At 63.1% G+C, this 24,960-nt stretch carries 26 protein-coding genes; 16 read left to right on the top strand and 10 right to left on the bottom strand.

From position 1 onward, the window contains the following. Window positions 1-4: 4 nt before the first annotated feature. Window positions 5-949 (bottom strand): alpha/beta hydrolase, encoded by a 945-nt coding sequence (locus F757_RS0123480; protein ID WP_035467409.1) that lies wholly within the window; start codon window positions 947-949, stop codon window positions 5-7. Between the two features lie 238 nt (window positions 950-1,187). Between F757_RS0123480 and F757_RS0123475 the strand changes: the two genes are divergently transcribed. The 6 genes from F757_RS0123475 to F757_RS0123450 all read left to right on the top strand — a co-directional run bounded on the left by F757_RS0123475 (window position 1,188) and on the right by F757_RS0123450 (window position 7,538). Then, on the top strand, window positions 1,188-2,222 hold the full coding sequence (locus F757_RS0123475; protein WP_027213522.1) for a methionine ABC transporter ATP-binding protein: 1,035 nt from the start codon (window positions 1,188-1,190) through the stop codon (window positions 2,220-2,222). Next, window positions 2,212-2,865 carry a methionine ABC transporter permease gene (locus F757_RS0123470; RefSeq protein WP_025603090.1) on the top strand — a complete coding sequence of 218 codons (654 nt, stop codon included), beginning with the start codon at window positions 2,212-2,214 and terminating at the stop codon, window positions 2,863-2,865. The genes F757_RS0123475 and F757_RS0123470 overlap by 11 nt, the downstream gene beginning before the upstream one ends. Before the next feature lie 15 nt (window positions 2,866-2,880). Then, a complete protein-coding gene (locus F757_RS0123465; RefSeq protein WP_027213521.1) occupies window positions 2,881-3,678 on the top strand; it encodes a MetQ/NlpA family ABC transporter substrate-binding protein in 798 nt (265 codons plus the stop codon). A gap of 236 nt (window positions 3,679-3,914) precedes the next feature. Continuing rightward, window positions 3,915-4,664, top strand: a complete 750-nt coding sequence (locus F757_RS0123460) for an electron transfer flavoprotein subunit beta/FixA family protein (protein ID WP_027213520.1) — start codon at window positions 3,915-3,917, stop codon at window positions 4,662-4,664. A gap of 16 nt (window positions 4,665-4,680) precedes the next feature. Then, window positions 4,681-5,616, top strand: a complete 936-nt coding sequence (locus F757_RS0123455) for an electron transfer flavoprotein subunit alpha/FixB family protein (protein ID WP_027213519.1) — start codon at window positions 4,681-4,683, stop codon at window positions 5,614-5,616. Window positions 5,617-5,747: 131 nt separating this feature from the next. Beyond that, a complete protein-coding gene (locus F757_RS0123450) occupies window positions 5,748-7,538 on the top strand; it encodes an acyl-CoA dehydrogenase (RefSeq protein ID WP_027213518.1) in 1,791 nt (596 codons plus the stop codon). Window positions 7,539-7,692: 154 nt separating this feature from the next. Here the strand turns inward: F757_RS0123450 and F757_RS0123445 are convergent, their stop codons facing one another. Beyond that, window positions 7,693-8,979: a D-amino acid dehydrogenase gene (locus tag F757_RS0123445; RefSeq protein ID WP_027213517.1), complete on the bottom strand. Its 1,287-nt coding sequence runs from the start codon at window positions 8,977-8,979 to the stop codon at window positions 7,693-7,695. Window positions 8,980-9,143: 164 nt separating this feature from the next. Here F757_RS0123445 and F757_RS0123440 point away from each other — a divergent pair, with 164 nt between their 5' ends. Next, window positions 9,144-9,644, top strand: a complete 501-nt coding sequence (locus tag F757_RS0123440) for an Lrp/AsnC ligand binding domain-containing protein (RefSeq protein ID WP_027213516.1) — start codon at window positions 9,144-9,146, stop codon at window positions 9,642-9,644. A 72-nt stretch (window positions 9,645-9,716) separates the two neighbouring features. Further along, complete coding sequence (locus tag F757_RS0123435; RefSeq protein ID WP_027213515.1) at window positions 9,717-10,862, top strand: PA0069 family radical SAM protein; 1,146 nt, start codon at window positions 9,717-9,719, stop codon at window positions 10,860-10,862. A 17-nt stretch (window positions 10,863-10,879) separates the two neighbouring features. Here the strand turns inward: F757_RS0123435 and F757_RS0123430 are convergent, their stop codons facing one another. Both F757_RS0123430 and F757_RS0123425 read right to left on the bottom strand, forming a co-directional pair. Beyond that, on the bottom strand, window positions 10,880-11,347 hold the full coding sequence (locus F757_RS0123430; protein WP_027213514.1) for an NINE protein: 468 nt from the start codon (window positions 11,345-11,347) through the stop codon (window positions 10,880-10,882). 272 nt (window positions 11,348-11,619) lie between these two features. Continuing rightward, window positions 11,620-12,795: a PQQ-dependent sugar dehydrogenase gene (locus F757_RS0123425; protein ID WP_027213513.1), complete on the bottom strand. Its 1,176-nt coding sequence runs from the start codon at window positions 12,793-12,795 to the stop codon at window positions 11,620-11,622. Between the two features lie 165 nt (window positions 12,796-12,960). Here F757_RS0123425 and rpsP point away from each other — a divergent pair, with 165 nt between their 5' ends. From rpsP to F757_RS0123395, 6 genes are all read left to right on the top strand, one after another. Then, window positions 12,961-13,215: a 30S ribosomal protein S16 gene (gene rpsP, locus F757_RS0123420; protein ID WP_013340116.1), complete on the top strand. Its 255-nt coding sequence runs from the start codon at window positions 12,961-12,963 to the stop codon at window positions 13,213-13,215. 132 nt (window positions 13,216-13,347) lie between these two features. Next, complete coding sequence (gene rimM, locus F757_RS0123415; RefSeq protein ID WP_027213512.1) at window positions 13,348-14,106, top strand: ribosome maturation factor RimM; 759 nt, start codon at window positions 13,348-13,350, stop codon at window positions 14,104-14,106. Between the two features lie 38 nt (window positions 14,107-14,144). After that, complete coding sequence (gene trmD / locus F757_RS0123410) at window positions 14,145-14,912, top strand: tRNA (guanosine(37)-N1)-methyltransferase TrmD (RefSeq protein WP_027213511.1); 768 nt, start codon at window positions 14,145-14,147, stop codon at window positions 14,910-14,912. A gap of 145 nt (window positions 14,913-15,057) precedes the next feature. Next, window positions 15,058-15,444 (top strand): 50S ribosomal protein L19, encoded by a 387-nt coding sequence (gene rplS, locus F757_RS0123405; RefSeq protein WP_027213510.1) that lies wholly within the window; start codon window positions 15,058-15,060, stop codon window positions 15,442-15,444. A 90-nt stretch (window positions 15,445-15,534) separates the two neighbouring features. After that, window positions 15,535-16,254, top strand: coding sequence for a CoA pyrophosphatase (locus tag F757_RS0123400; protein ID WP_027213509.1), 720 nt, complete (start codon window positions 15,535-15,537; stop codon window positions 16,252-16,254). Window positions 16,255-16,367: 113 nt separating this feature from the next. Then, the gene (locus tag F757_RS0123395) at window positions 16,368-17,306 is read left to right on the top strand and encodes a CobD/CbiB family protein (protein WP_027213508.1); all 939 of its coding nucleotides are present in this window, start codon (window positions 16,368-16,370) and stop codon (window positions 17,304-17,306) included. A gap of 189 nt (window positions 17,307-17,495) precedes the next feature. Here the strand turns inward: F757_RS0123395 and F757_RS0123390 are convergent, their stop codons facing one another. From F757_RS0123390 to F757_RS0123380, 3 genes are read right to left on the bottom strand one after another with little or no spacing between them, the layout of a single operon-like run. After that, entirely contained in the window at window positions 17,496-17,810 is a 315-nt protein-coding gene (locus tag F757_RS0123390; RefSeq protein WP_027213507.1) for a putative signal transducing protein, read from the bottom strand. A gap of 1 nt (window position 17,811) precedes the next feature. Further along, window positions 17,812-18,777 carry a ribosome small subunit-dependent GTPase A gene (gene rsgA / locus F757_RS0123385; RefSeq protein WP_027213506.1) on the bottom strand — a complete coding sequence of 322 codons (966 nt, stop codon included), beginning with the start codon at window positions 18,775-18,777 and terminating at the stop codon, window positions 17,812-17,814. Continuing rightward, window positions 18,774-20,033, bottom strand: a complete 1,260-nt coding sequence (locus tag F757_RS0123380) for a M48 family metallopeptidase (protein ID WP_027213505.1) — start codon at window positions 20,031-20,033, stop codon at window positions 18,774-18,776. Before F757_RS0123380 ends, rsgA begins: the two co-directional genes overlap by 4 nt. A 164-nt stretch (window positions 20,034-20,197) precedes the next feature. Here F757_RS0123380 and orn point away from each other — a divergent pair, with 164 nt between their 5' ends. Then, window positions 20,198-20,809, top strand: a complete 612-nt coding sequence (gene orn / locus F757_RS0123375) for an oligoribonuclease (protein ID WP_027213504.1) — start codon at window positions 20,198-20,200, stop codon at window positions 20,807-20,809. 15 nt (window positions 20,810-20,824) lie between these two features. Here orn and mog read toward each other — a convergent pair whose 3' ends face one another. Then, window positions 20,825-21,481, bottom strand: coding sequence for a molybdopterin adenylyltransferase (mog, locus tag F757_RS0123370; RefSeq protein WP_051376849.1), 657 nt, complete (start codon window positions 21,479-21,481; stop codon window positions 20,825-20,827). Then, on the bottom strand, window positions 21,462-22,073 hold the full coding sequence (yjgA, locus tag F757_RS0123365; protein ID WP_027213502.1) for a ribosome biogenesis factor YjgA: 612 nt from the start codon (window positions 22,071-22,073) through the stop codon (window positions 21,462-21,464). The genes mog and yjgA overlap by 20 nt, the downstream gene beginning before the upstream one ends. 256 nt (window positions 22,074-22,329) lie before the next feature. Here yjgA and pmbA point away from each other — a divergent pair, with 256 nt between their 5' ends. Then, window positions 22,330-23,700 carry a metalloprotease PmbA gene (gene pmbA, locus F757_RS0123355; RefSeq protein WP_027213500.1) on the top strand — a complete coding sequence of 457 codons (1,371 nt, stop codon included), beginning with the start codon at window positions 22,330-22,332 and terminating at the stop codon, window positions 23,698-23,700. Window positions 23,701-23,868: 168 nt separating this feature from the next. Here the strand turns inward: pmbA and F757_RS0123350 are convergent, their stop codons facing one another. Beyond that, the gene (locus tag F757_RS0123350) at window positions 23,869-24,369 is read right to left on the bottom strand and encodes a dihydrofolate reductase (RefSeq protein ID WP_027213499.1); all 501 of its coding nucleotides are present in this window, start codon (window positions 24,367-24,369) and stop codon (window positions 23,869-23,871) included. Window positions 24,370-24,960: the final 591 nt, after the last annotated feature.

Here is a 24,960-nt window from a genome sequence, read left to right as displayed (position 1 = left end):
AGCGCTAACGCGCCGGGCTCAGATGCTGATCGATCCACTCGATCAGGTCGCCGATTACGCGGTCACGGTCCTGGTCGTTCATCGTCTCGTGAAAGCTGCCTTCGTACAGCCTGAGCGTTTTGTCCGGCGAGCCGGCGTGCTGGCCGAAGGCCTGGCTGCCTTGTGGCTCGGTGAGTTTGTCGGCGGTGCCGTGATAGACGAGGAGCGGCACGCGCAGTTGTGCGCGGCCGCGTTCGATGCGCGCCATTGCCAGCAACAGCTCCGCGCCGGTACGCGCGGGAATCGGCCCGTGGTGCACGAGCGGATCGCTGCGATTAGCGTCGACGACAGACTGCACGCGCGAAAGCAGGGCGGCGTCGATTTTCATCGCTGGGAAGTTGGGCCACAGGCGGCTGATCACCTGGCTCAGCCTGAGCATCCAGCCCGGCACGTCTCGTCCGGGCGCTAGCGCGGGACTCGACAGAATCAGGCCGCTCAGCTTGATACGGCTGCCCGGTTCTCCACGCCCGTCGCCCGCGCTGGCCGCCTGCTCGATGGTATGGAGCGCGGCAACCGCGCCGCCCATGCTATGGCCCATCAGAAAGAGCGGCACTTGTGTATGCGAATGGTTTTGCGCGGCGGCGTCGAGCAGGGCCTGCGCGTCCAGCAGGTAGTCGTCGAAACGCTCGACGTAGGCACGTTTGCCCGGCGCCTCGCCGTGACCGCGCAGATCGACGGCCAGCAGTTCGATGCCGGCTGCATTGAGGCGAGCCGCCAGCGGTGCATAGCGGCCCGCATGTTCGGCGAGTCCGTGAATCAGCGCGACGGTCGCGCGCGGTGCTTCTCCGGTCGGCCAGCGGTACAGCGGCAACTCAACGCGATCCGCCGTGACGACGGCCGAGCGCACAGGCTCGAAGTTGCCCGGTACGTTGCGATCGGCACTGACGAATCGGTGTTGCGAGGTCTCCATGGCGGTGTCCATCCGTTCCAGTTGGCCAGATCATAGTGGGTCGCTGCGCGCTCTGGTCATATGAGCGGCGGGCCGGCCCTCTAATTTCTATCAGTTATGAAAAGATCGTAATTGATTATTAAAGCGAATGACGACGCTGCGGTAGAATCCCCGGCTCAAATCCCAATAAAAGTGACGGCGGACGCTTGGCCGGGGAGCGCGCGACGCTCGTCGACAAATCCCGCCGTTTCGTTTTTCCATGATCGAAATTCGCAATATCTCCCAGCGGTTTGCCGGACCCCGGGGCTGGGTCGAAGCGCTGCACAACGTCAATCTGTCGATTCCGGCAGGCGAGGTGTTCGGCATCATCGGCCGCAGCGGCGCGGGCAAGAGCACGCTTGTACGCACCATCAATCTGCTGACGCGGCCCACCGAGGGCAACATCGTGGTCGACGGCCGCGATCTGACGACGCTGCCGGCCGCGCAGTTGCGCGAGGCGCGCCGCGAGATCGGCATGATCTTTCAGCACTTCAACCTGCTGTCGTCGCGCACCGTGTTCGAAAATGTCGCATTGCCGCTCGAACTCGCCGGCATGAAGCGCGATGAAATCGAGGCGAATGTGGTGCCGCTGCTGGATCTGGTGGGCCTGTCCGCGCAGAAGGACCGCTATCCGGCGCAGATCAGCGGCGGGCAGAAGCAGCGAGTGGGCATTGCACGCGCGCTTGCGAGCAAGCCGAAGGTGCTGCTCTCGGACGAAGCGACGTCCGCGCTCGATCCTGAAACGACCCGCGCGATCCTCGAACTGCTCAAACGCATCAACCGCGAACTGAACCTGACCATCGTGCTGATCACCCATCAGATGGATGTGATCAAGCAGGTGTGCGATCGCGTCGCGGTGCTCGACGCGGGCCGCGTCGTGGAACAGGGCAAGGTGATCGACGTGTTCCTGCAGCCGCATCACGAAGTCACGCGCGCGCTGATCGGCGACGTGATCGCCCAGGAACTGCCGCCTGCGATGAAGGCGCGTGTCGCCGAGCGTCTGAAGACGGGTAGCGGCCACCTGCTGCGCCTCGCGTTCACCGGCTCCGGGGTTGACCAGCCGATTCTCTCCGAGACGATTCGCCGCTACGAGCTGGACTTCAACATCCTGCACGGCCAGATCGACGAGATTCAGGGGCAGGCGTTCGGCTCGCTCGCGGTGCTGGCGGGCGGCGAACCCGCGAAAGTGGCGCAGGCGCTCGCGTATCTGCGCGAACAGGGTGTGGTGGTGGAGGAGCTCCCGTATGTTGAGTGAAATGTTCGATATGTTCGTCCAGTCGTTCTGGGAAACGCTCGTCATGGTGGGCATTTCCGGACTGGTCGGCGCGTTGGTGGGCTTGCCGCTCGGCGTGCTGCTGTATCTGACGGACCGTCAGGGCGTGTTGCAGAACGTGGCGGTGAATCGCGTGGTGGGCGTGATCGTAAATGCGGTGCGCTCCACGCCGTTCATCATTCTGCTGGTGGCGGTGATTCCGTTTACGCGCCTCGTGGTCGGGTCGTCGATCGGCACGGCGGCGGCCGTGGTGCCGCTCACCATCGCTGCGGCGCCGTTCATCGCGCGTCTTGTGGAAACAGCGCTGCGCGAAGTCGACCGCGGCCTGATCGAGGCGGCGCAGGCAATGGGCGCGACCACCAGCCAGATCGTCTTCAAGGTGCTGCTGCCCGAATCGCTGCCGGGCGTGGTGGCGGGCCTGACGATCACGTTCGTCTCGCTGGTCGGCTACTCGGCAATGGCGGGCGCGATCGGCGGCGGCGGTCTCGGTGACCTGGGCATTCGCTACGGTTACCAGCGTTTCCTGCCGGAAGTGATGTTGACGGTCGTGGTGATTCTGATCGTCTTCGTGCAGTTGGTGCAGTCGTTCGGGGATTGGCTCGTGCGTCGTCTGAGCCATAAATAAATTAAAAGGTCCATCATGCAACGTCGTTTCATTCTCAAGTTCGTCGCGGCGCTCGGCGCCGCGTCGCTGTTCGCCGCCAATGCCGCTCGCGCGGAAGACACCATCAAGGTTGGCGTGACTGGCGGTCCGCATGCCCAGATCATGGAAGTCGTAAAAACGGTTGCGGCGAAGAACGGTTTGAACATCAAGATCGTCGAGTTCTCCGACTACGTGCAGCCGAACGCGGCGCTTGCGGGCGGTGATCTGGACGCGAACAGCTATCAGCACGACCCGTACTTGCAGGCGCAGGTCAAGGATCGCGGCTACAAGCTGATCCGCGTGGCCGATACCGTCACTTATCCGATGGGCATCTATTCGAAGAAGCTCAAGAAGCTCGCCGATCTCCAGCCGGGCGCGAAGATCGCCGTGCCGAACGATCCGACCAATGGCGGCCGCGCGCTGTTGCTGCTGCAGAAGCAGGGGCTGCTGAAGCTGCGCGCCGAAGCGGGCCTGAAGGCCACGCCGCTCGACATCGTCGACAACCCGAAGAAGCTGAAGATCGTCGAACTCGACGCGGCGCAGATTCCTCGCTCGCTCAACGACGTGGACGCCGCCGCGATCAACACGAACTTCGCGATGGAAGCGGGTCTCAAGCCCAAGCAGGACGCCATTGCGATTGAAGACCCGAAGGGCCCGTATGTGAACGTCATCGCGATCCGCGAAGCCGACCGGAACAAGCCGTGGGTCGCGAAGCTGGTCGCGGCTTACCATTCGCCGGAAGTAAAGCAGTTTGTCGAAGGCAAGTTCGGCGGCGCGGTGATTACGGCGTGGTGAGCTGACGGCTTCCAGACCGCGTCACAAGCCGGCGATATGAAAATTAGAGTCGTGAGTCGGAACCCGGGGTTGGCGCCCGGGTTTTTTCGCGGTTAAAATAGAACGACCGTTCGTTATTTCCGTCACGCCGCTGGGGAGCGATATTCTCCTGCAAGAGCGCCCGCGACAAGGCCGCCACGAGGGCAGTCGTTATAATGTTCGTTGGGTTGACGTATTCGTAACTTTGGAGCGTGTGCATGAAAATCCTGGTGCCAGTGAAGAGAGTGGTCGACTACAACGTGAAGGTCCGGGTCAAGTCGGACGGCACGGGCGTCGACATCGCGAACGTGAAGATGTCGATGAATCCGTTCGACGAAATCGCGGTTGAAGAAGCGGTTCGCCTGAAAGAAGCGGGCGTGGCCACCGAGGTGATCGCCGTGTCGTGCGGCGTCACGCAATCGCAGGAAACGCTGCGCACGGCGCTCGCAATCGGCGCGGACCGCGCGATCCTCATCGAGTCGAACGAAGAGTTACAGCCGCTGGCCGTTGCCAAGCTGCTGAAGGCACTGGTCGACAAGGAACAGCCGCAACTGGTGATTCTCGGCAAGCAGGCCATTGACGACGACTCCAACCAGACCGGCCAGATGCTCGCCGCATTGGCGGGTTTGCCGCAGGCGACGTTTGCGTCGAAGGTCGTGGTTGCTGACGGCAAGGCAACTGTTTCGCGCGAAGTGGACGGCGGCGCTGAAACGCTGTCGCTCAAGCTACCCGCTGTGGTCACGACCGATCTGCGCCTGAACGAGCCGCGCTATGTGACGCTGCCGAACATCATGAAGGCGAAGAAGAAGCCGCTGGAAACGATCAAGCCCGAAGACCTCGGCGTCGATGTCACGCCGCGTCTGAAGACGCTGAAAGTCGCCGAGCCGCCCAAGCGTTCCGCCGGCGTGAAGGTGCCGGATGTGAAGACGCTGGTCGAGAAGCTGAAGACCGAAGCCAAGGTGCTGTGACAGGGAGACAGGGCAAATGACGAATCTGGTAATTGCAGAACACGATAATCAGTCGATCAAGGCCGCGACGCTGCATACGATTGCAGCCGCGCAGAAGATCGGCGGCGACATTCACGTGCTGGTGGCCGGCCACAACGCGCAGGCCGCGGCGGACGCTGCTGCGAAGATCGCGGGCGTTTCGAAAGTGCTGCTCGCGGATGCGCCGCAACTGGCCGAAGGTCTCGCAGAAAACGTCGAGGCTACGGTGCTGAACGTCGCGAAAGACTACTCGCACATCCTGACCGCCGCGACCGCCTACGGCAAGAACATCGCGCCGCGTATCGCCGCGAAGCTCGACGTCGCGCAGATCAGCGACATCACCGCAGTGGATTCGGCCGACACGTTCGAGCGTCCCATTTACGCGGGCAACGCGATTGCCACGGTGCAATCGGCCGATGCGGTCAAGGTCATCACCGTGCGTACGACCGGCTTCGATGCGGTGGCGGCCGAAGGCGGCAGCGCAACGGTCGAGAAGATCGAGGCCGCTGCGGACGCGGGCATCTCGCAGTTCCTGAGCCGCGAAGTGACGAAGCTCGACCGGCCTGAACTCACGTCGGCGAAGATCATCGTTTCGGGCGGCCGCGGTTTGGGCAACGGCGAGAACTATACGCAGGTGCTGGAGCCGCTCGCCGACAAGCTGAACGCGGCGCTCGGCGCCTCGCGCGCGGCGGTCGACGCGGGCTTCGTGCCGAACGACTACCAGGTCGGCCAGACCGGCAAAATCGTCGCGCCGCAACTGTATGTGGCGGTCGGCATTTCGGGTGCGATCCAGCATCTGGCGGGCATGAAGGACTCGAAGGTGATCGTGGCCATCAACAAGGACCCCGAAGCGCCGATCTTCAGCGTCGCGGATTATGGCCTTGTCGGCGACCTGTTCACGCTCGTGCCGGAACTCGTGAACGAACTCGGCTAAGCGTCCTGGCGTCACCGGAAAGCCATCTAATAAGCCACTAATAGGCCACCTAAGGCGTTTGGCGACACACGAAGGGCGCAGGACCGAACAAGTCCCGCGCCCTTTTTCCATCAGGCAGGAGGAGAGCAGAAATGAGCTATACGGCGCCCATCAAGGACATGCTGTTCGTGATGAAGGAACTGGCGGACCTCGAACAGATCGCGACGCTGCCAGGCTTCGAGGACGCGAACCTCGATACCGCTCAGGCCGTGCTCGAAGAGTCGGCGAAGCTGTGCGGAGAAGTGCTGGCCCCGCTGAACGTCGAGGGCGACCGCAATCCGAGCAGTTGGAACAACGGCGTGGTGACGGCCACGCCGGGCTTCAAGGAAGCGTTCCGCCAGTTTGCCGAAGGCGGCTGGCAAGGTGTGCAGCATCCGCTCGACTATGACGGCCAGGGCCTGCCCAAGCTCATTGCCACGCCTTGCGTGGAAATGCTGAATGCGTCGAACCTGTCGTTCGCGCTCTGCCCGTTGCTGACCGACGGCGCGATCGAGGCGCTCCTGACCGCCGGCAGCGACGCGCAGAAACAGACCTACGTGCCCAAGCTCATTTCCGGCGAATGGACCGGCACGATGAACCTCACCGAGCCGCAGGCTGGTTCCGACCTCGCGCTCGTGCGCACTCGCGCGGAGCCGCAAGGCGACGGCTCATTCAAGCTGTTCGGCACAAAGATTTTCATCACGTGGGGCGAGCACGACATGGCGGCGAACATCGCGCATCTCGTGCTTGCGCGCACGCCGAGCGCGCCCGAGGGCGTCAAGGGCATCTCGCTTTTCATCGTGCCAAAGTTCCTCGTCAATGAAGACGGGTCGCTCGGCGAGCGCAACGACGTGCATTGCGTTTCGATCGAGCACAAGCTCGGCATTAAGGCGAGCCCGACTGCGGTACTGCAATTCGGCGATCACGGTGGCGCAATCGGACATCTGATCGGCGAGGAAAACCGCGGCCTCGAGTACATGTTCATCATGATGAACGCGGCGCGCTTCGCGGTCGGCATGCAGGGCGTGGGCGTCTCGGACCGTGCGTATCAGAAGGCGGTCGCCTACGCGAAGGAGCGCGTGCAAAGCCGTCCCGTCGACGGCTCCTCCAAACAGCCGGTCCCGATCATCGAGCACCCCGACGTGCGCCGCATGCTCTCGACAATGCGCGCACTCACCGAAGCATCGCGCGCGCTCGCCTACGTAGCAACTGCGCACAGCGACATCGCGCATCGCCATCCGGACGCGGGCAAGCGCGCCGAACATCAGGCCATCAACGAATTCCTGGTGCCGATCGTGAAGGGCTGGAGCACGGAGTTGTCGGTCGACGTGACGAGCCTCGGTGTGCAGGTGCACGGCGGCATGGGTTTCATCGAAGAGACGGGCGCCGCGCAGTATTACCGCGATGCCCGCATTTTGCCGATCTACGAAGGCACGACCGCGATTCAGGCCAACGATCTGATCGGACGCAAGACGGTGCGCGACGGCGGCAAGGTCGCGAAGTCGCTGCTTGCGGGCGTCGCTGAAACGGTTGAGTCGCTCGGCGCGCAGCAGGGTGCAGCGTTCGAGTCGATGCGGAAATATCTCGCACAGGGCCAGCGCTCGCTCAGCGCGGTGGTCGATTTTGTCGTCGCGAATACGAAGGGCGATCCGAACGCGGTGTTTGCCGGCAGCGTGCCGTACCTGAAGCTCGCAGGCATCGTGCTGGGCGGTTGGCAAATGGCGCGCGCGTTGCTGGTGGCGGCAGAGAAGCGCGACGAAGACCCGCAGTTTTACGGCGCCAAGATCGCGACCGCGCAGTTTTACGCCGAGCACGTGCTGCCGCTCGCGAGCGCGCTGGAGGCCTCGATTGTCAGTGCGAAGGGTGGCGAGGGCGTGTTGGCTTTGTCGGCGGATCAGTTCTAATATTCGGCGGGGTTTGAGCCCCGACCAAAAACCGCTGCCCGGAATGGAAACGGCGCCTTGCGAGGGCGCCGTTTTTTTTGTCGGCTTAGGGCCGGCTTGTGCAACTACACACTGCCTGAAGACGCGTTAAGCCGGACGCTCGACCCGGCAAGCCTCACGCATAGGCCGGGCGAGTCGTGCCGCCTGTCTCGCCGAGATAACGATGCACCGACAGGTCGTCGGCCTTGATCGCGGGCTGCTTGCCGGACATCACGTCGGCCAGCAGTTGGCCGGAGCCGCAGGACATCGTCCAGCCGAGCGTGCCGTGGCCGGTGTTCAAAAACAGATTCGGCACCGGCGTGCGGCCGACGATCGGCGTGCCGTCCGGCGTCATGGGGCGCAGGCCGGTCCAGAAGCTCGCCTTCGACGTGTCGCCGCCGCCGGGGAATAGATCGTTCACGCACAGTTCGAGCGTTTCGCGCCGCGCTTGCCGCAGCGACTTGTCGAAGCCCACGATTTCAGCCATGCCGCCGACGCGAATCCGGTTGTCGAAGCGGGTGATTGCGATCTTGTAGGTCTCGTCGAGCACGGTGGAAACCGGTGCTGCGGCTTCGTTGACGATAGGAGCCGTGATCGAATAACCCTTCAGCGGGTACACCGGAATCTTGACGAGGCTGGAGAGAAATTTCGTCGAATAGGATCCGAGCGCGACAACGAACGAGTCGGCGCGCACGAGTTCATTGCCGCATTGCACGCCGGCAATGCGGTCGCCGGCCATGGCGAGCGCGTCGATGGGCGTGTTGTAGCGGAATTTGACGCCCATTTGCTCGGCCAGCGCAGCGAGGCGCGTAGTGAACATCTGACAGTCGCCGGTTTCGTCGCCCGGCAGGCGCAAACCGCCCGTAAGCTTGTGCGAGACGGCGGCGAGCGCCGGTTCGGCCTGGGCCAGTTCGGACGCCGAAAGCAGTTCGAACGGCACATTGGCCTCGCGCAGCACGGCGATGTCTTTCGCTGCGCCGTCGAATTGCTGCTGCGTGCGAAACACCTGCAACGTGCCGCCTGTGCGGCCCTCGTACTGAATGCCTGTTTCGGCACGCAGCGCTTGCAGGCAATCGCGGCTATATTCGGCGAGGCGGACCATACGGCCTTTGTTGACCGCGTAACGCGAGGCGGTGCAGTTCTGCAGCATCTGCCACATCCACTGCAGCTGGAACTGCGTGCCGTCCAGACGAATGGCAAGCGGCGCGTGCTTCTGGAACATCCACTTGACGGCTTTCAACGGCACGCCGGGAGCGGCCCACGGCGACGCATATCCCGGCGAGATCTGGCCGGCGTTGGCAAAACTCGTTTCCAGGGCTGGGCCGGCTTCGCGGTCGATGACGGTCACGTCATGACCGGCGCGCGCCAGATAATACGCACTCGTCACCCCGACGACGCCACTCCCCAAAACGACGACTCGCATAGCTGCTCCAGAAAATTCGCAAGGATTCGAAGGCGGTGCTTGCGCCGTTTTGCTTTGAATCGTTCGATTCACGACGTGGAATGCGGGGCGCCCAGTGTTAACCGCTATACTATTGGGGAGCTTGTAGGTTTTGTTATTGTATTTTTTCGATTTTCAGAAAAAACATGCGCACACAACGCCAACCGGTCCGAGCGCTCGACAAGCTTGATCACAAGATTCTTCGCCTGCTGCAGCAGGACGGCCGCATGGCCATGAAAGACCTCGCGGAGCAGGTCGGACTGTCGGTCACGCCGTGTATCGAGCGCGTCAAGCGCATGGAGCGCGACGGTGTAATCACCGGCTACTATGCGCGCGTGAATCCGGCGGAGCTTGGCGCGGCGCTGCTGGTGTTCGTCGAAATCACGCTCGACCACAAGAGCGGCAACATGTTCGACCAGTTCCGGCGCGAGGTGCAGAAGATTCCCGAGGTGCTGGAATGCCACCTCGTGTCCGGCGATTTCGACTACCTGATCAAGGCGCGCATCGGCGAAATGGCTGACTACCGCAAGCTGCTCGGCGATATCCTGCTTCAGCTACCCGGCGCGGTGCAGTCGAAAAGTTATGTGGTGATGGAAGAGATCAAGGAAACGCTCACCATTCCGGTGGGGGACGACGCCACGCGTTAGCGGTTCGAACGGGACTCGACAAACGGCGTAAACACTGTATATTTATACAGGTCAGCCCGCATCCGAACGACCGTGACCGAACCCCGTACCGATACCATCGCCGAATATCCAATCGCGCCGCCCGCGCCCCGCAAGGGCCGCGGCGCGGTGACGAACCTGCAGGGCCGCTACGAAGTCGACCAGCGTGAAGCGGTGGACGACGGCTGGGTAGCCGGGCCGGAAGAAGACGGAGCGCCAAAGGTACTCCGCACACAGGTGTTCGAGGAAAAGGCGAAAAGCATTCTGACGCGGAACACGTCGCCGGACATTCCGTTCGGCGTGTCGCTCAATCCGTATCGCGGCTGCGAGCACGGTTGCATCTATTGTTTCGCGCGGCCCACGCATAGTTACCTCGGCCTCTCGCCTGGGCTCGACTTCGAGAGCCGGATCTACGCGAAAGTGAATGCGCCGGAATTGCTCGAGCGTGAGCTGTCGAAAAAATCGTATGAGCCGGAGCCCATCGCGCTGGGTGTCAATACCGACGCGTGGCAGCCTGCGGAACGCGAGTGGCGCCTCACGCGGCGCGTGGTCGAAGTGCTGAGCGAGCGCAATCATCCGTTTGCGGCAATCACCAAGTCGTCGCTGATCGAGCGCGACCTGGATCTGCTTGCGCCCATGGCGGCTCGCGGCCAATTCATGGCGGCCATCACCATTACCACGCTCGACGCGGACATCGCCCGCACGCTCGAACCTCGGGCGGCCACACCGTCCCGGCGTTTGCGCACAATTCGCACTTTGAGCGACGCGGGCATTCCGGTCGGCGTGAGCATTGCGCCGGTCATTCCGTTTGTGACCGAGCCCGACATCGAGCGCGTGCTCGAAGCTTGCGCGGAGGCAGGCGCCTGCAACGCGAGCTATATCGTGCTGCGCCTGCCGTGGGAGGTCGCGCCGCTGTTCAAAGACTGGCTCGGTGCGCATTTCCCCGATCGCGCTGAACGGGTCATGGCCCGAGTGCGCGATATGCGGGGTGGCAAAGATTACGACTCGTCTTTCTCCACCCGAATGAAGGGCGAAGGTCTATGGGCGGATCTGCTCAAGCAGCGCTTTCACAAGGCGGTGCGCCGTTTAGGGCTGAATCAGCGCGATCGCGGCATTCTGGATGTGTCGCATTTCCGGCGTCAGGAGGTGCCGCGGGTCGAGGCGGCAAGCCGCGGCAGCCCTCAACTTGATCTTTTCTAGCACGCGGGGCGGCAGCGCTACTGCGACAGCTCCTTGGCCGCTTGCACTTGCGTTTCGAAGTAGGTCTGAAAGGCAATGGCAAGACTGGTCATCAACAGGAAGGCGCCGATCAGCAGCGAAAAGATCACCACGAAAATAACGGTCCAGCCCGAACGACTTTTGCGCTGCGTGTGCGCGTTGAATTGCCTGTCCCATTTGTCGTCTGGCCGCAGACCGTAGACGATCGCGGCGAGAAACGCAGCCAGAATCGAGACGGCGCCCGGAAATGCCAGCACCCAGCCGAGCATGGAAGCGCGGTCGCTTGCCACCAGCAGCATTGCGCCGGGAATCCCGACCAGTAGACCGATCAGATGCGCCCAGCCGTAGATGTCGCGTGGCCCATAGAGATAGAAGCGGTGGGCGCCGAGCGTGCCCAGGAAGAAGGCCAGGGCAGCCGTGATCGTTTTGGAGCGAAAGTGAGTCGAGGTCGAGGCAGCAGTGGACATGTAAAGGCAGACAGGGGCACAAGCGGTCAAGAACCCGCGCTCGGCAACAGGTGGTGAAAAGAAGCGGCGCACCGTAGTGCGGCGGACCGTCGCGCATTCTACGCCGCCGACGTATGGCAGGTCACGCGGCGTTCCGCCTCACCGCTGCGCGCGTGAGCTGAAGCCTTGCGACCGGTGCGCTGCCGCTTTCGTTGGCAACGTCGGCATCTGTTTGTCACGCGTCCGGCGAGGCCAGACTGCAACTCGCGCGCGTGCCCTGCAGCCCTGAGCACTCATGGCGCAGAGTAAGTGACGCGGTAGACGGCGCCGGCGTAGTCGTCGCTGATCAGCAAGGAGCCATCAGGCAGCGGCAGGACGTCGGCGGGGCGGCCCCAAACGGTTTCTCCCGCCTGAAGCCATCCCTCGGCGAATACTTCTTGCCGCGCATGACTGCCGTCCGGTTCGGTGACGACCCGCACCACGCGGTAACCGGCCTTCTTGCTGCGGTTCCAGGAGCCGTGTTCGGCAATGAAAATGTTGTTGCGGTAGTCGGCCGGGAACATCGGGCCGCTGTAAAAGCGCATGCCGAGCGCCGCAACGTGCGCGCCGAGTTTCGCCACAGGCGGCGCAAACCCGTCGCACGGGTGGCCGGCGCCGAATTCCGGGTCGGCTACCGTGCCCGCGTGGCAGTAGGGAAAGCCGAAATCCAGGCCGGTGCGCGGTGCGCGGTTCAGTTCGTCGTCGGGTAAGTCGTCGCCGAGCAGGTCGCGGCCGTTGTCGGTGAACCAGAGTTCGTGTGTGGCGGGATGCCATGCCAGGCCCACCGAGTTGCGCACGCCGCGCGCGACCACCTCATAATGGCTGCCGTCCGGGTTCATGCGGCCGATCATCGCGTAGCGGTCGCGGTCCTTCAGGCAGACATTACACGGCGCGCCTTGCGGGACGTAGAGCTTGTCGTCCGGTCCGAATGCGATGAATTTCGCGCCGTGATGGGTTTCGGCGGGCAATTTGTCCGTGACGACGGCTGGCTGCGGCGGCGCGTTAAGACGAGTGTCGATGGAATCAAAGCGTAAGATTCGCGACACCGCCGAGACATACAGCGCGCCGTTGTGCCACGCCACGCCGATCGGGGCTTCGAGGCCCGCCGCTACGACATGGCGCGCGGCGACCCTCGTGCCGTTTAGTTCGAGCGCGTAGACGTGGCCGTCCAGACTGCCTATATAAAGAATGCCCTTGGGCGAGTACGCCATGGCCCGCGCACTGGGCACCGCGTCCGACAGGACTTCCATGTGAAAGCCCGCTGGCAATTTGATGCGCTCGACAGGCGGCGCCGCGGCAGCGCTGCAGGCGGACGTCGCCAGTAGCGCCGCCGCCACAGGGCGGGCAATGTGCGAAAGACAGACGAACACTGTCCGGCGGGCGGAACGAAGAAGCGGAAGGGCGGTTCGCGGCAGAGATTTCACGGGCATTCCGTCAGGTTCTTCAGGCGTTTGCGCGAGGTCGCGAGGCCGCGCTGTATGGGCGGCGCAACCGGATTGCTCAGTTTAAGCCGGTAAGTGTTTGTTATGGCGTCAGTTTCCCGCTATAATCGCGTGTTTCAGTCGTTCCGAACCCCGGTTTTCAAGGATTCTAGTATGGTCATCATCCGCTTGGCTCGTGGCGGCTCCAAGAAGCGCCCGTTCTACAACATCGTCGCAACCGACTCGCGTAACCGTCGTGACGGCCGCTTCATCGAGCGCGTTGGCTTCTACAACCCGATCGCTACGAAGGGCGAAGCTCTGCGTATCGCTCAAGACCGCCTCACGTACTGGCAGGGCGTTGGCGCACAACTGTCGCCGACGGTCGAGCGTCTCGTGAAAGAAGCGCAAAAGGCGCAGCCGGCTGCTTAATGGTAGCTTGCACGCGTATCGTCGTCGGTCTGGCCGGCGGCTCGCGCAGTTTGCGTGAGCAGTCCGATGCGCAAGATGTTTTGCCGAAGCAGGCGTTAAAGGCCGTAGCGAGGCTCAATCTGAGGTTCAATCATGTCTGAGCGTGATTCCGGCAGTTCAGGTCGCGTGACGGCAAAGGCGCCGGCAAAAGGTGCCAGCCCAGAGGCGAGCCCGCGCGCAAAGACGTCTGGTCAGGCGCCATTCGGTGCTTTCGTCCGCAAAACGGGCGAGCGGGCCGGAGGCAAGGCGAAAGCCAATGTTGAAACCGCCGGTTCCGAGGCCGCTGCCATGCGCGCGGAAACGGCGCAGAGCTGGCCGGCGGACGCGGTGGAAGTCGGTGCAATTGTCGACGCTTACGGTCTTAAAGGCTGGGTCAAGGTGGCCGCGCATGCGGACGCCGGACAAGGCGGCGACGCTTTGCTGAGCGCAAAGCGCTGGTGGCTGCTGAAGGGCCGCGAGCGCCACTCGGCGCCGTCGTTGCAGGCAAAAACGCACAGCGACAGCGTGGTGGCCCATCTGGGCGGCGTCGCTGACCGCGATGCAGCGCTGGCACTGCGCGGCTCCCGCGTCTATATCAGCCGCAGCGAATTCCCGGCGCTGCAAGCAGACGAATTCTACTGGGTCGACCTGCTCGGCCTCGACGTCGTGAACCTTGCCGGCGAAAACCTGGGCAAGGTTGCAGGCATGATCGACAACGGCGCGCACTCGGTGTTGCGCGTCGAATATCCGGCGGCCGACAAAAGCGGCAAGCCGGTCACCGCCGAGCGTTTGATCCCGTTCGTCGGTGTGTTTGTCAAAACGGTGGACCAGGCGGCGAAGCAGATCACCGTCGACTGGGAAGCCGATTATTGATAGTTCAGCAAATCGATTTCGCTAAAACGGAGAGAGCGATGCAGTTCGATGTCGTCACGCTCTTTCCCGAAATGTTTCGCGCGCTGACCGACTGGGGCATTACCAGCCGGGCAGCCAAGCAGCAACGCTACGGGTTGCGCACGTGGAATCCGCGTGATTTCACAACCGACAACTACCGCACGATCGACGATCGCCCGTACGGCGGCGGCCCCGGCATGGTCATGCTGGCAAAGCCGCTGGAAGATGCGATCACGGCGGCCAGGGCGGCGCAGGCAGAACAGGGTATTGACGCGCCGCGGGTCGTGATGATGTCGCCGCAGGGCGCCACGCTGAACCACGAACGTGTAATGAAGTTCGCTGCGCAGCCCGGCTTGATCCTGCTGTGTGGCCGCTACGAGGCGATCGACCAGCGCCTGCTCGACCGGGTCGTCGACGAGGAAGTCAGTCTTGGCGATTTCGTGCTGTCAGGCGGCGAGTTGCCGGCCATGGCCTTGATGGACGCGGTTGTGCGCCAGTTGCCGGGCGTGCTCAATGATTCGCAGTCGGCGGTACAGGACAGCTTTGTCGACGTGCTGCTCGATTGTCCGCACTACACGCGGCCCGAGGAGTATCAAGGCGTGCGTGTGCCCGATGTGCTGCTCGGCGGCCATCATGCGGAGATCGAGGCATGGCGGCGGCGTGAAGCGCTGCGCAATACTTGGCGCAAACGGCCTGACCTGATCGTCAAGGCCAGGAAAAACAAGATGTTGAGTCGTGCCGACGAGGCATGGCTTGCAAGTCTGGCGAAGGAAGAGCCGAAGGCGTGAAGCCCCGGTCTTTCGAGCGGACAAAAGGCGGCGCCGTACATGCGTGTGCGGTGCCTGATGTGAACCCATCCTCTATCGGGGCCGTAGCCGCGCATTCCATGCAAGGCAGGTACGAACGCCGACAAGATGGACTTAGGAGTCAGTGATGAATCTGATTGCAACACTCGAGCAGGAAGAAATTGCGCGCGCCCTCGGCGAAAAGACCATCCCCGAATTCGCTCCCGGCGACACGGTGGTTGTCAGCGTGAACGTGGTTGAAGGTACGCGTAAGCGTGTTCAGGCTTACGAAGGCGTCGTGATCGCCAAGCGTAACCGTGGTCTGAATTCGTCGTTCATCGTCCGCAAGATTTCGTCGGGCGAAGGCGTCGAGCGTACGTTCCAGACGTATTCGCCGCTGCTGGCAAGCATCGTCGTGAAGCGTCGCGGCGACGTGCGTCGTGCGAAGCTGTACTACCTGCGCGACCGTTCGGGCAAGTCGGCTCGAATCAAGGAAAAGCTGGTCTCGAAAGACCGCGCTGCTTCCCAGGCGTAAATGCTGTAAGGAAAAGCACCCCTCGCGGGTGCTTTTTTGTTTGCCAGGTCAAAATAGCGGCATCGCCTATCCGCTCATCCGAGAGATCCGTTGATCCGCCCCGTCTTTGAACCTGAAGCGCTGCCCGTCGAAGCAACGGGCGCCCACCTGCCACCCGTAGCCGCCGAGCGGCTTACGCCCGAGGCGCTGCGCGTCCGTTTCAAGCAAGATCTTTTCTGGACGCCTGAGCCGATCGTCGAGGCACCCTGGCGCAACATTGGAGCCGACCCGCGTGTGGCCTCCGTGTTGGTGCCGCTCGTCGTTCGCGCGAACGGCTTGACGGTGCTGCTCACGCAGCGCGCCGACCATCTCAACGATCACGCTGGCCAGGTCAGTTTTCCGGGCGGCCGTCAGGAGCCGTTCGATGCCGACGCTACTGCGACCGCCTTGCGCGAGGCGCAAGAGGAGGTCGGCCTCGCACCTTCTTGCGTCGAAGTGTTGGGTGCGCTGCCCGATTATCTGACGGGCACGGGCTTTTGCGTCACGCCTGTCATCGGTCTTGTCCATCCGCCGTTCGCTTTGAAAGCGGATGCGCTCGAAGTCGCAGAGGTCTTCGAAGTGCCGCTTTCGTTCCTGATGAACCCGACGCACCACGAAGAGCGCGTGTTCCGCTACGAGGGCGGCGAGCGCCGTTTTTTCGCGATGCCATATCCGCGCGGAGCATCACTACAAGCAGCAGAGGAAGGTGTGAGCAGCACGGGCAGCCACTATTTCATCTGGGGCGCGACGGCCGCGATGCTGCGCAATTTTTATCGCTTTCTGGCGGCCTGAACGACGGTTGCCGGTGTGCCGGCGTGCTGTTTGGCAACGCCCTGCTCAGCGGCATCCGACCCTGTGCTATCGTTATGAAACAATCGTAAAACTCGAAAAGCACGGCGCATCGCATGACTTTTTTTTCCGTATTGCTGGCTCTGATCATTGAACAGGTGCGCGCGCTGTCGCCGAATAATCCGGTATCCGCGCTGCTTCAATACCATGCGGAGTCGGCGGCGCACGGATTCGATGCGGGCAAGCCGAAGCACGGCCTGCTTGCGTGGCTCGTGGTCGTGGTGCCGTGGACGCTCGCCGTCGCGCTCGTCTACTACGTTCTCTACAACATTCATTTCGTGCTGGCGTTCTTGTGGAACGTCGCGGTGTTGTATTTCACGCTCGGCTTTCGCCAGTTCAGCCATTACTTTACGGACATTCACCTCGCGTTGAATAACGACGACGTGCCGCGCGCCCGTGAAATCCTCAACGAATGGACCGGGCTCGAGACGCTCGACATGCCGGTGAGCGAGATCGTGCGGCATACGCTGATCCACGCGGTGGTCGCATCGCATCGCCATGTTTTCGGCGTGTTCTTCTGGTTCCTGATTCCGGTCGGGCCGGCAGGGGCTGTGCTGTATCGGATCGCCGAATATTTGTCGCGCACGTGGGCTCGTCCGGTCGACGATCGCACGGTGGCCTTTTCGAGCTTCGCGCAGCGTGCGTTTTTCGTGATCGACTGGATCCCGGCGCGGCTCACGTCGCTCGGCTTTGCGATTGTCGGCAATTTCGAAGACGCAATTTACGCCTGGCGCAATCATGCGCGCCAGTGGCCCAATGCGAACGACGGCGTGCTGCTCGCCGCCGGCAGTGGCGCGCTCGGCGCGCGTCTGAGCGGGCCGCTCGCTGAACAGTCGAGCCTTGACGCACTCGCCACAGGCGACGGCGGCCCGATGCAGGTCGGCGACGACTGCACGCCGCGCACGCTGCAATCGGCGGTGGGGCTCGTGTGGCGCGCAGTCGTGCTGTGGATGATTCTGTTGCTCATGCTGACCATCGCCGTGTGGCTCGCGTGAGCGTAACCACAAGCAACGGGTAGCGCGGTAAAAAAACGGGCGAGCGCCCGTTTTTTTTTGCCCGCGCCGTCAATCATGAACGCGGTTGCCGCGCGGTGCCGCTTGTTGCCATTGGTTGCCATTTGTTGCCGCCAACGGACCGCATCAGCCACCGCATAGGCACCGCATTAGCCACGGCATCAGCCGCACTCAGTAAGGATCGCGCACCGTCCCGCACTGCCAGCACACAGTGAACTGTGCTTCGAGTTTCTCGCCGCATTGACGGCACTGCCAGCCAGGCGAACCGGTCGCCGGGCCGCGCGACGCGGCCTCGATCAGACGCCGCGCCAACGCTTCGTCGCGCTCGTCCACGAGCCATAGTTCGGGCGCGCATTGATCCGCGGGAATATCGCCGAGCGCGCCGTTCAGATAACGGTTGTGCAACTCGCACGCAATGCCGGCCGCCTCCAGCAAATTGACCCAATGCTGTCCGATGACGAGATTTGGAGCGCGCATCAGCTTCATGTCAGCGCACAACCTGACTGGCTTCGTGCACGAGCTGCGCGTACAGCGCATGTCGTTCGCGGCGAATGCGACCGTCGGCGACCGCTTCGAGAATCGCACAGCCCGGCTCGTGCAAGTGGTGGCAGTTGTAGAAGCGGCAGTTGGGCAGCAGCGGCCTGAACTCGGGAAACGCGCGTTCGAGCCGGCCCTCGGTCAAGTGGTGTAGGCCAAATTCCTGGAAGCCGGGCGAGTCGATCAATGCGCCGTTTTCGCCAACAGTGCCGGCGCCGGTCAGCGTGTCTGGCAGCGGATAAAGCCGCGTGAAGGTCGTGGTATGGCGCCCACTGTTCAGCGCGGTGGAAATCTCGCGGGTGGCGACTTCGGCATCCGGAATCAGAAGATTCACGAGTGTGGATTTTCCCATGCCCGACTGGCCGAGCAGGAGTGTTGAATGACCGTGCAAATGCTCGATCAATGCGGCGCGCGCGGCCTCGGGCTGCGCCTTGATCGACACTTCTACGACCGTGTAGCCTAGCGCGCGATAAGGCTCGAGTCGCCTGCGAGCACCTTCTAGTGCGTCGGTGACGTCGATCTTGTTCAGCACGATCAGCGGTTTCAGTTCGTTAGCCTCGGCGGCGACGAGCGCGCGCCCCAGCAGGTCTTCGCTGAAGTGCGGTTCGGTAGCGAGCACGATCAGCAACTGGTCCAGGTTCGCGGCGAACAGTTTCGACTTGTACTGATCCGAGCGGTACAGCAGATTGCGCCGCTCGCCGATCTCCACGATCACGCCTTGGTCGGCCGAAGTGGGCTCGTACAGCACGCGATCGCCGACCGCCACTTCGCTGCGCTTGCCGCGCGGGAAGCACTGCAGCATCGGGCCGCCGTGTTCCGGCGCGACCAGGTAGTGGCGGCCATGCGCGGCCACGACGAGACCGCCTACGCGCGTCGCGGAGCTCGCGCGCGGCGTTTGTCTGGAGCGGCCGCTCATGCGTGCCGCAGCAGTCGGTCGATCCGCTGCGAGGCCGGCGGATGCGAATAATAAAACGCGGTATATAGCGGATCGGGCGTCAGCGTAGACGCATTGTCTTCGTACAGCTTGACGAGCGCGTTGACAAGGTCTTGTGCGTCCGTTTGGGTAGCGGCGAACGCGTCGGCCTCGAACTCGTGCTTGCGCGAGGTCAGGCTGCCAAGCGGCGTGACGAAGAACACGAACACCGGCAACGCGAGGAAGAACAGCACCAGCGCCAGCGCACTATTGCCGCCGACGAGCGAGGGCCGCACGCCGAGCCCTTCGTAGAACCACACCTGTTGCGTGAGCCAGCCAAGCAGCGCGAGCATCGCGAGGCTGATCGCAAACGTCACCAGCATGCGCTTGATGACGTGACGGCGCTTGAAATGGCCGAGTTCGTGCGCAAGCACCGCCTCGATCTCGCTGCCCGACAGGCGCGCCAGCAGGGTGTCGAAGAACACGATTCGCTTGGCCGCGCCGAAGCCGGTGAAGTACGCGTTGCCGTGCGCGGAGCGGCGGCTGCCGTCCATCACGAAGAGACCCTTGGCGGCGAAGCCGCAGCGCTTCATCAACGCTTCGATGCGGCTTTTCAGCGCTTCGTCCTTGAGCGGCTCGAACTTGTTGAAAAGCGGGGCGATAAAGGTCGGGTACAGCACGAGCACCAGCATCTGGAAGACGACCCAGACGATCCACGTCCACAGCCACCAGAAACTGCCCGCGCGGTTCATCAGCCACAGCACGACGAACAGCAGCGGCAGCCCGAACGCGGCGCCGAGCAGCACGCCCTTCAGACGGTCGGCGATGAAAATGCGCAGGCTCATCCGGTTAAAGCCGAAGCGTTGCTCGATCACGAACTGGCGGTAGTAGTCGAACGGCAGGTCGACCGCGCTGGTGATCACGATCACTGCCGCGACGAGCGCGATCTGGCCGATGTAACCGCGGCCGAGCCAGTCGGTGATAGCGAGATCCAGCGCCTGCACGCCGCCCAGCAGCGTGAGGCCGATCAGCAGCGCGGCCCCGACGACGATTTCGATCATCGTCAGACGCGTGCGCTCGACGGTGTAGTCGGCGGCGCGCTGGTGCGCGGCGAGCGCGATCGTGCCGGCAAACTGGCTGGGCACCTGCTCGCGATGGCCCGCGACGAAGCGGATCTGCCGCGACGCGAGCCACAGCTTGGTGCCGACCATGGCCACGACGGCGACGACGAACAGAACGGTGAAGTACAGGGTAGGCATCCGTGGATTCCGTGGTATCTATGCGAGAATTATATGTTTCTTCCCGCCTCGCAGCGGGGACCTGCTTAAAGCTTCTTCAACCATCCCTATCCATCTCAAACGAACGATGGTCGCGGCGTCGGGCTTGCCAACAAGCTTTCGCTCCGGCCATCAGGGCTGCCTTCATGACTGACATCCTCGAATCCGCTCAACAGCCGCCGCTCGTGCGCAGCGACATGAACCTCGTCTGGCTGGACATGGAAATGACCGGGCTCGACCCCGACTCCGACCGCATCATCGAAATTGCGGTGGTGGTGACGAATTCGACACTCGACAGAATGGTCGAAGGCCCGGTGCTGGCCATCCACCAGAGCGACGAGACGCTCGCCGGGATGGACCAGTGGAATCAGAACACGCATGGGCGCTCGGGGCTGATCGACCGCGTCAAGGCTTCGACGGTGACCGAAGCCGACGCCACCGTGCTGATCCGCGATTTTCTCGGCGCCTACGTGCCGCCGGGCAAGTCGCCGATGTGCGGCAACTCGATCTGCCAGGACCGGCGCTTCATGGCACGCTGGATGCCGGAGCTCGAGACCTTTTTCCATTACCGCAATCTCGACGTCAGCACGCTCAAGGAACTGTGCCGCCGCTGGCAGCCGGCCATCTACAAAGGCTTCCAGAAACGCGCGATGCACACGGCGCTTGCCGACATCCACGAATCGATCGACGAGCTGAAGTACTACCGCGAGCACTTCCTCATTCCGCCCGCGCCCGACGCTTCGATGAACGCCGATTAAGCGGCACCGCCGCAATCACACCGGCCGGGGCGCGCGCACCGCGTTCTTCGGCCGGAACGCCTTCACCACTTCGTCGCGGGTCTCCACATACGGCCCGCCGATCAGATCGATGCAGTACGGCACCGCCGCGAAGATGCCCGGCACCTTCACTGCGCCGCCGGACTCCGCATCGCGCACGCCTTCCAGCGTTTCCTTGATTGACTTCGGCTGGCCCGGCAGGTTGATGATCAGCGCCGCGTGATCCGCCGTTTCGCGAATCACCGCCATCTGGCGCGAGAGGATCGCGGTCGGCACGAAGTTCAGACTGATCTGCCGCATCTGCTCGCCAAATCCCGGCATTTCTCTGGTGGCTACCGCCAGCGTTGCCTCAGGCGTCACGTCGCGCCGGGCCGGGCCGGTGCCGCCCGTGGTCAGCACCAGATCGCAACCGAGTTCGTCCACCAGTTCCGTGAGCGTCGCGGAAATGGTCGGCGCGTCGTCCTGAATCAGACGCGTGACCACTTGCCACGGCGAGCTCAACGCGGCGCCGAGCCATTCCTGCAAGGCCGGAATGCCCTTGTCCTCATACACGCCCGTGGATGCGCGGTCGCTGATCGACACGAGTCCGATCAGGATCTCGTCCGGGTGGCTGCGCCCGGGCTTACGGGAGGAGTCAGGCTTCGCGGTCGTCATCGTCGTCTTCCTGAGCGTCTTCGTGAGCGGAGTCGGTCGCAGCTGCGGGCCCGTCCGCGTTCTTGATCCATTGGAACAGTTCGCGGAAGTAGCGCGGCGGCTTGTTCTGCTGCGCTTCCTTGCGAGCGTTGCGGATCAGCGTGCGGCCTTGCTGCGGATCCGCATCCGGATGCTGGCGGATGAACTCGGTGAGCGCTGCGTCGTCGGCGAGCAGCTTTTCGCGGGTGCGCTCGATCCAGTGCAGCCTGGCCGTTTCCGCCTTGTTGACGCCGTTATAGGTGTCGAGCGCGGTGCGCAGCGCAGCGGTTTCCTCATCGAGCAGCGAGCGCATGACGCGGCCCACGTACTGAAGTTGCCGGCGCTTGCCTTCATGGTCGGTGATGCGGCGCGCCTCGCGCACTGCGTCGTCGAGCTTCTCGGGCATCGGCATGCGCTTGAGCGCGTCTTTGGGCAGCGCGATCAGCGCTTCGCCCAGTTCCTGCAGCGCGTGCATTTCGCGCTTCAACTGGGACTTGCTGGGACGGTCGTAGCCGTTCTCGTCGACTTCCGGCTCGGCGGATTCGATGGGCTGAATGCGGGTTTTGCGTGTCATGCCGATATTGTAGCGTGCTGCGCCCGGCTAACCCGCCGCCGCGCCGCCGGCGGCGGCGTGCGTCTGCCAAAAAACCGCGCTGCGAATAGCAGGTGCGCCAGCGCTTAGCTTGCTATGATCGCGGGATGCTTTAACCATGCCCATGCGCATGTCATGCTCGATGAAGCGCACCGGGGCGCACGCGAGCCGCGCGACCCGTGCGACGCGCGCATGGACGAACACCGGGCCGCTCGGCCCCCAAAGGACGGCAACGACAATGGCAGCAGACATGGACGTCAAGCAGCGCTTTTTTCCGCATACCCAGGATGAACTGAAGGAAATCGCCTCGGACATCCTTCGCCACGCGAAGTCGCTCGGCGGCACCGACGCAGCGACCGAAATCTCCGAAGGCGACGGCCTGTCCGTCTCCGTGCGGCGCGGCGAAGTCGAGACGATCGAGCACAACCGCGACAAGATGGTCGGCGTGACGGTGTTCATCGGCAACAAGCGCGGTAATGCGAGCACCTCGGACTTTTCGTCGCAGGCGCTGAAGGACACGGTCGCGGCGGCGTACAACATTGCCCGCTTCACCGCCGAGGACGATTGCGCGGGTCTCGCGGAAGCCGAATTGCTCGAAAAAGAGCCGCGCGACCTCGACCTGTATCACCCGTGGAATCTGTCCGCCGACGAAGCCGTCGAAATCGCGCGCCGCGCGGAAGACGCCGCCTTCGCCACCGATCCGCAGATCAAGAATTCGGAAGGCGCGAGCGTGTCGGCGCAGCATTCGCAGTTCGTGCTCGCCACGTCGCGCGGTTTTCTCGCGGGCTACCCGTACTCGCGCCATTACATTGCATGCGCGCCGATTGCCGGCAGCGGTCGCAACATGCAGCGCGACGACTGGTACACGTCCATGCGCAACGCAGATCAACTGGCCGATCCAGAAGCGGTGGGTCGTTACGCGGCGCAGCGGGCGCTTGCGCGCATCGGCGCGCGCGGCCTGGACACGCGCAAGGTGCCGGTGCTGTTCGAGGCGCCGCTCGCCGCCGGTCTGCTCGGCGCCTTCGTGCAAGCCACGAGCGGCGGCGCGCTGTATCGCAAGACGTCGTTTCTCGTCGACAGTCTCGGCAAGCCGGTGTTCGCGCCGCATGTGCAGATTGTCGAAGATCCGCATGTGCCGCGTGCAATGGGCAGCGCCCCGTTCGACGAAGAAGGCGTGCGCACGCGGCAACGCTCGGTGGTGAAGGACGGCGTCGTGGAGGGTTATTTCCTGTCGACCTATTCCGCGCGCAAGCTCGGCATGCAGACCACCGGCAACGCAGGCGGCTCGCACAACCTCTCGCTGCAGAGTTCGGACACGCGCACTGAGGACGACTTCGAGGAAATGCTGCGCAAGCTCGGCACCGGCCTTTTGCTGACCGAACTGATGGGGCAGGGCGTGAACTACGTGACGGGCGACTATTCGCGCGGCGCGTCGGGCTTCTGGGTCGAGAACGGCAAGATCCAGTATCCGGTCGAGGAAATCACCGTCGCGAGCACTTTGCAGGAGATGTTCCGGCATATCGTCGCAATCGGCGCGGATACCATCACGCGGGGCACCAAGCAGACGGGTTCGGTGCTCATCGAGCGGATGACTATCGCGGGGCAGTAAGCGGGCTATATCCTTCGGGCGCGAGCGCCGCTACGCAGGACCTCGCAAAAGGAAACGCCACGCAGTGCTTGCGTGGCGTTCTGCTTTTCACGGCGCGCTGCATGGCGCCTCGTGTGTTTCATGACGCCACAGGGACGTTCAGCTACGCGGTGCCTGACAGATCGACGCTCAGTGACCTTTGCGCGTATACGTCACGAACGCATAGTCGAAATCGTTCGGCGCGTGGGCACGATGCGTTTCGTGGGCGACCTCTTGCCACTCGTCGGGATCGACCGCCGGGAAAGTCGCGTCACCTTTGAAATCGGCCGAGATCTCAGTGACGATCAGCTTGTCCGCGAGACGCAGCCCTTCCACATACAACTGCGCCCCGCCGATCAGAAACGCTTCCGGCGCCTGATCCTGCGCGGCGAGCTTCAGCGCTTCGCCAAGCGTGGTGGCCGCGTCGCAGCCCTGGAAACGCCGCGTCGCATCCCGTGTCACGACGATGTTGCGCCGTCCCGGCAGGGGCCTGCCGATCGACTCATGCGTTTTGCGCCCCATGATGATGGGCGCGCCCATAGTCGTGCGCTTGAAAAACGCCAGGTCTTCGGGAAGTCGCCAGGGCAACTGGTTGTCGCGGCCGATCACGCCGTTATTGGCGCGAGCGACGATCAGGGTGAGCGTCGTCATCGAATGGAAAGGGGAACGTAACCGGATCGATTCTACCTGACGCAGGCAGCCAGTTCCCTGCGCGACCGGGCCGTACGCGGCGTGCGGGACCAGGCGGGGCGCGCCCGGCGCCGGGTCATTTCCGCAGATCGTCCGCCACGCCGCCCTCCGTCGTGCGGGCGGCTTCGGACGGGCAGCGGAGGCGGCAACGGCCGAGGCGGGGCGATCTCGTCCCATAAGGTGACGCGCGCGCCGCCCCGCACACGTAATAACGGTAATCGCATGATGAGTCTCCTCTGCGAGACGATTAGCGAAACCCGTGCCAACGCCTCCAATTCGTTGTCGCATCGGCTTGCAACTCGACGCGCGGGCAATCCAATTAAAAGAAATGGCCAAAAATGTTTCACGTCTGAAACGGGGGGAAGGAAATACCTATTAAGTGTTAATTGATGCGGTACGAACTACCTGGGCGGGCGCCAATGAGAAAAGCGTATCTACAATTCGTTATTCGTAAGTTGATTACTTATTTGCCGCGCTCTGGGCCTTGCTGGGAAAGGCAGGCGGATTAAATTCGCATAATTGTTTTCCAAGCGGCGCGCGTATAGTAAGCTC

It is taken from the genome of Burkholderia sp. WSM2232, from assembly GCF_000472545.1.
Classification (GTDB): domain Bacteria; phylum Pseudomonadota; class Gammaproteobacteria; order Burkholderiales; family Burkholderiaceae; genus Paraburkholderia.
The sequence above is the reverse complement of the archived record's forward strand: the minus strand, read 5'-3'. Positions and strand labels throughout refer to the sequence as shown.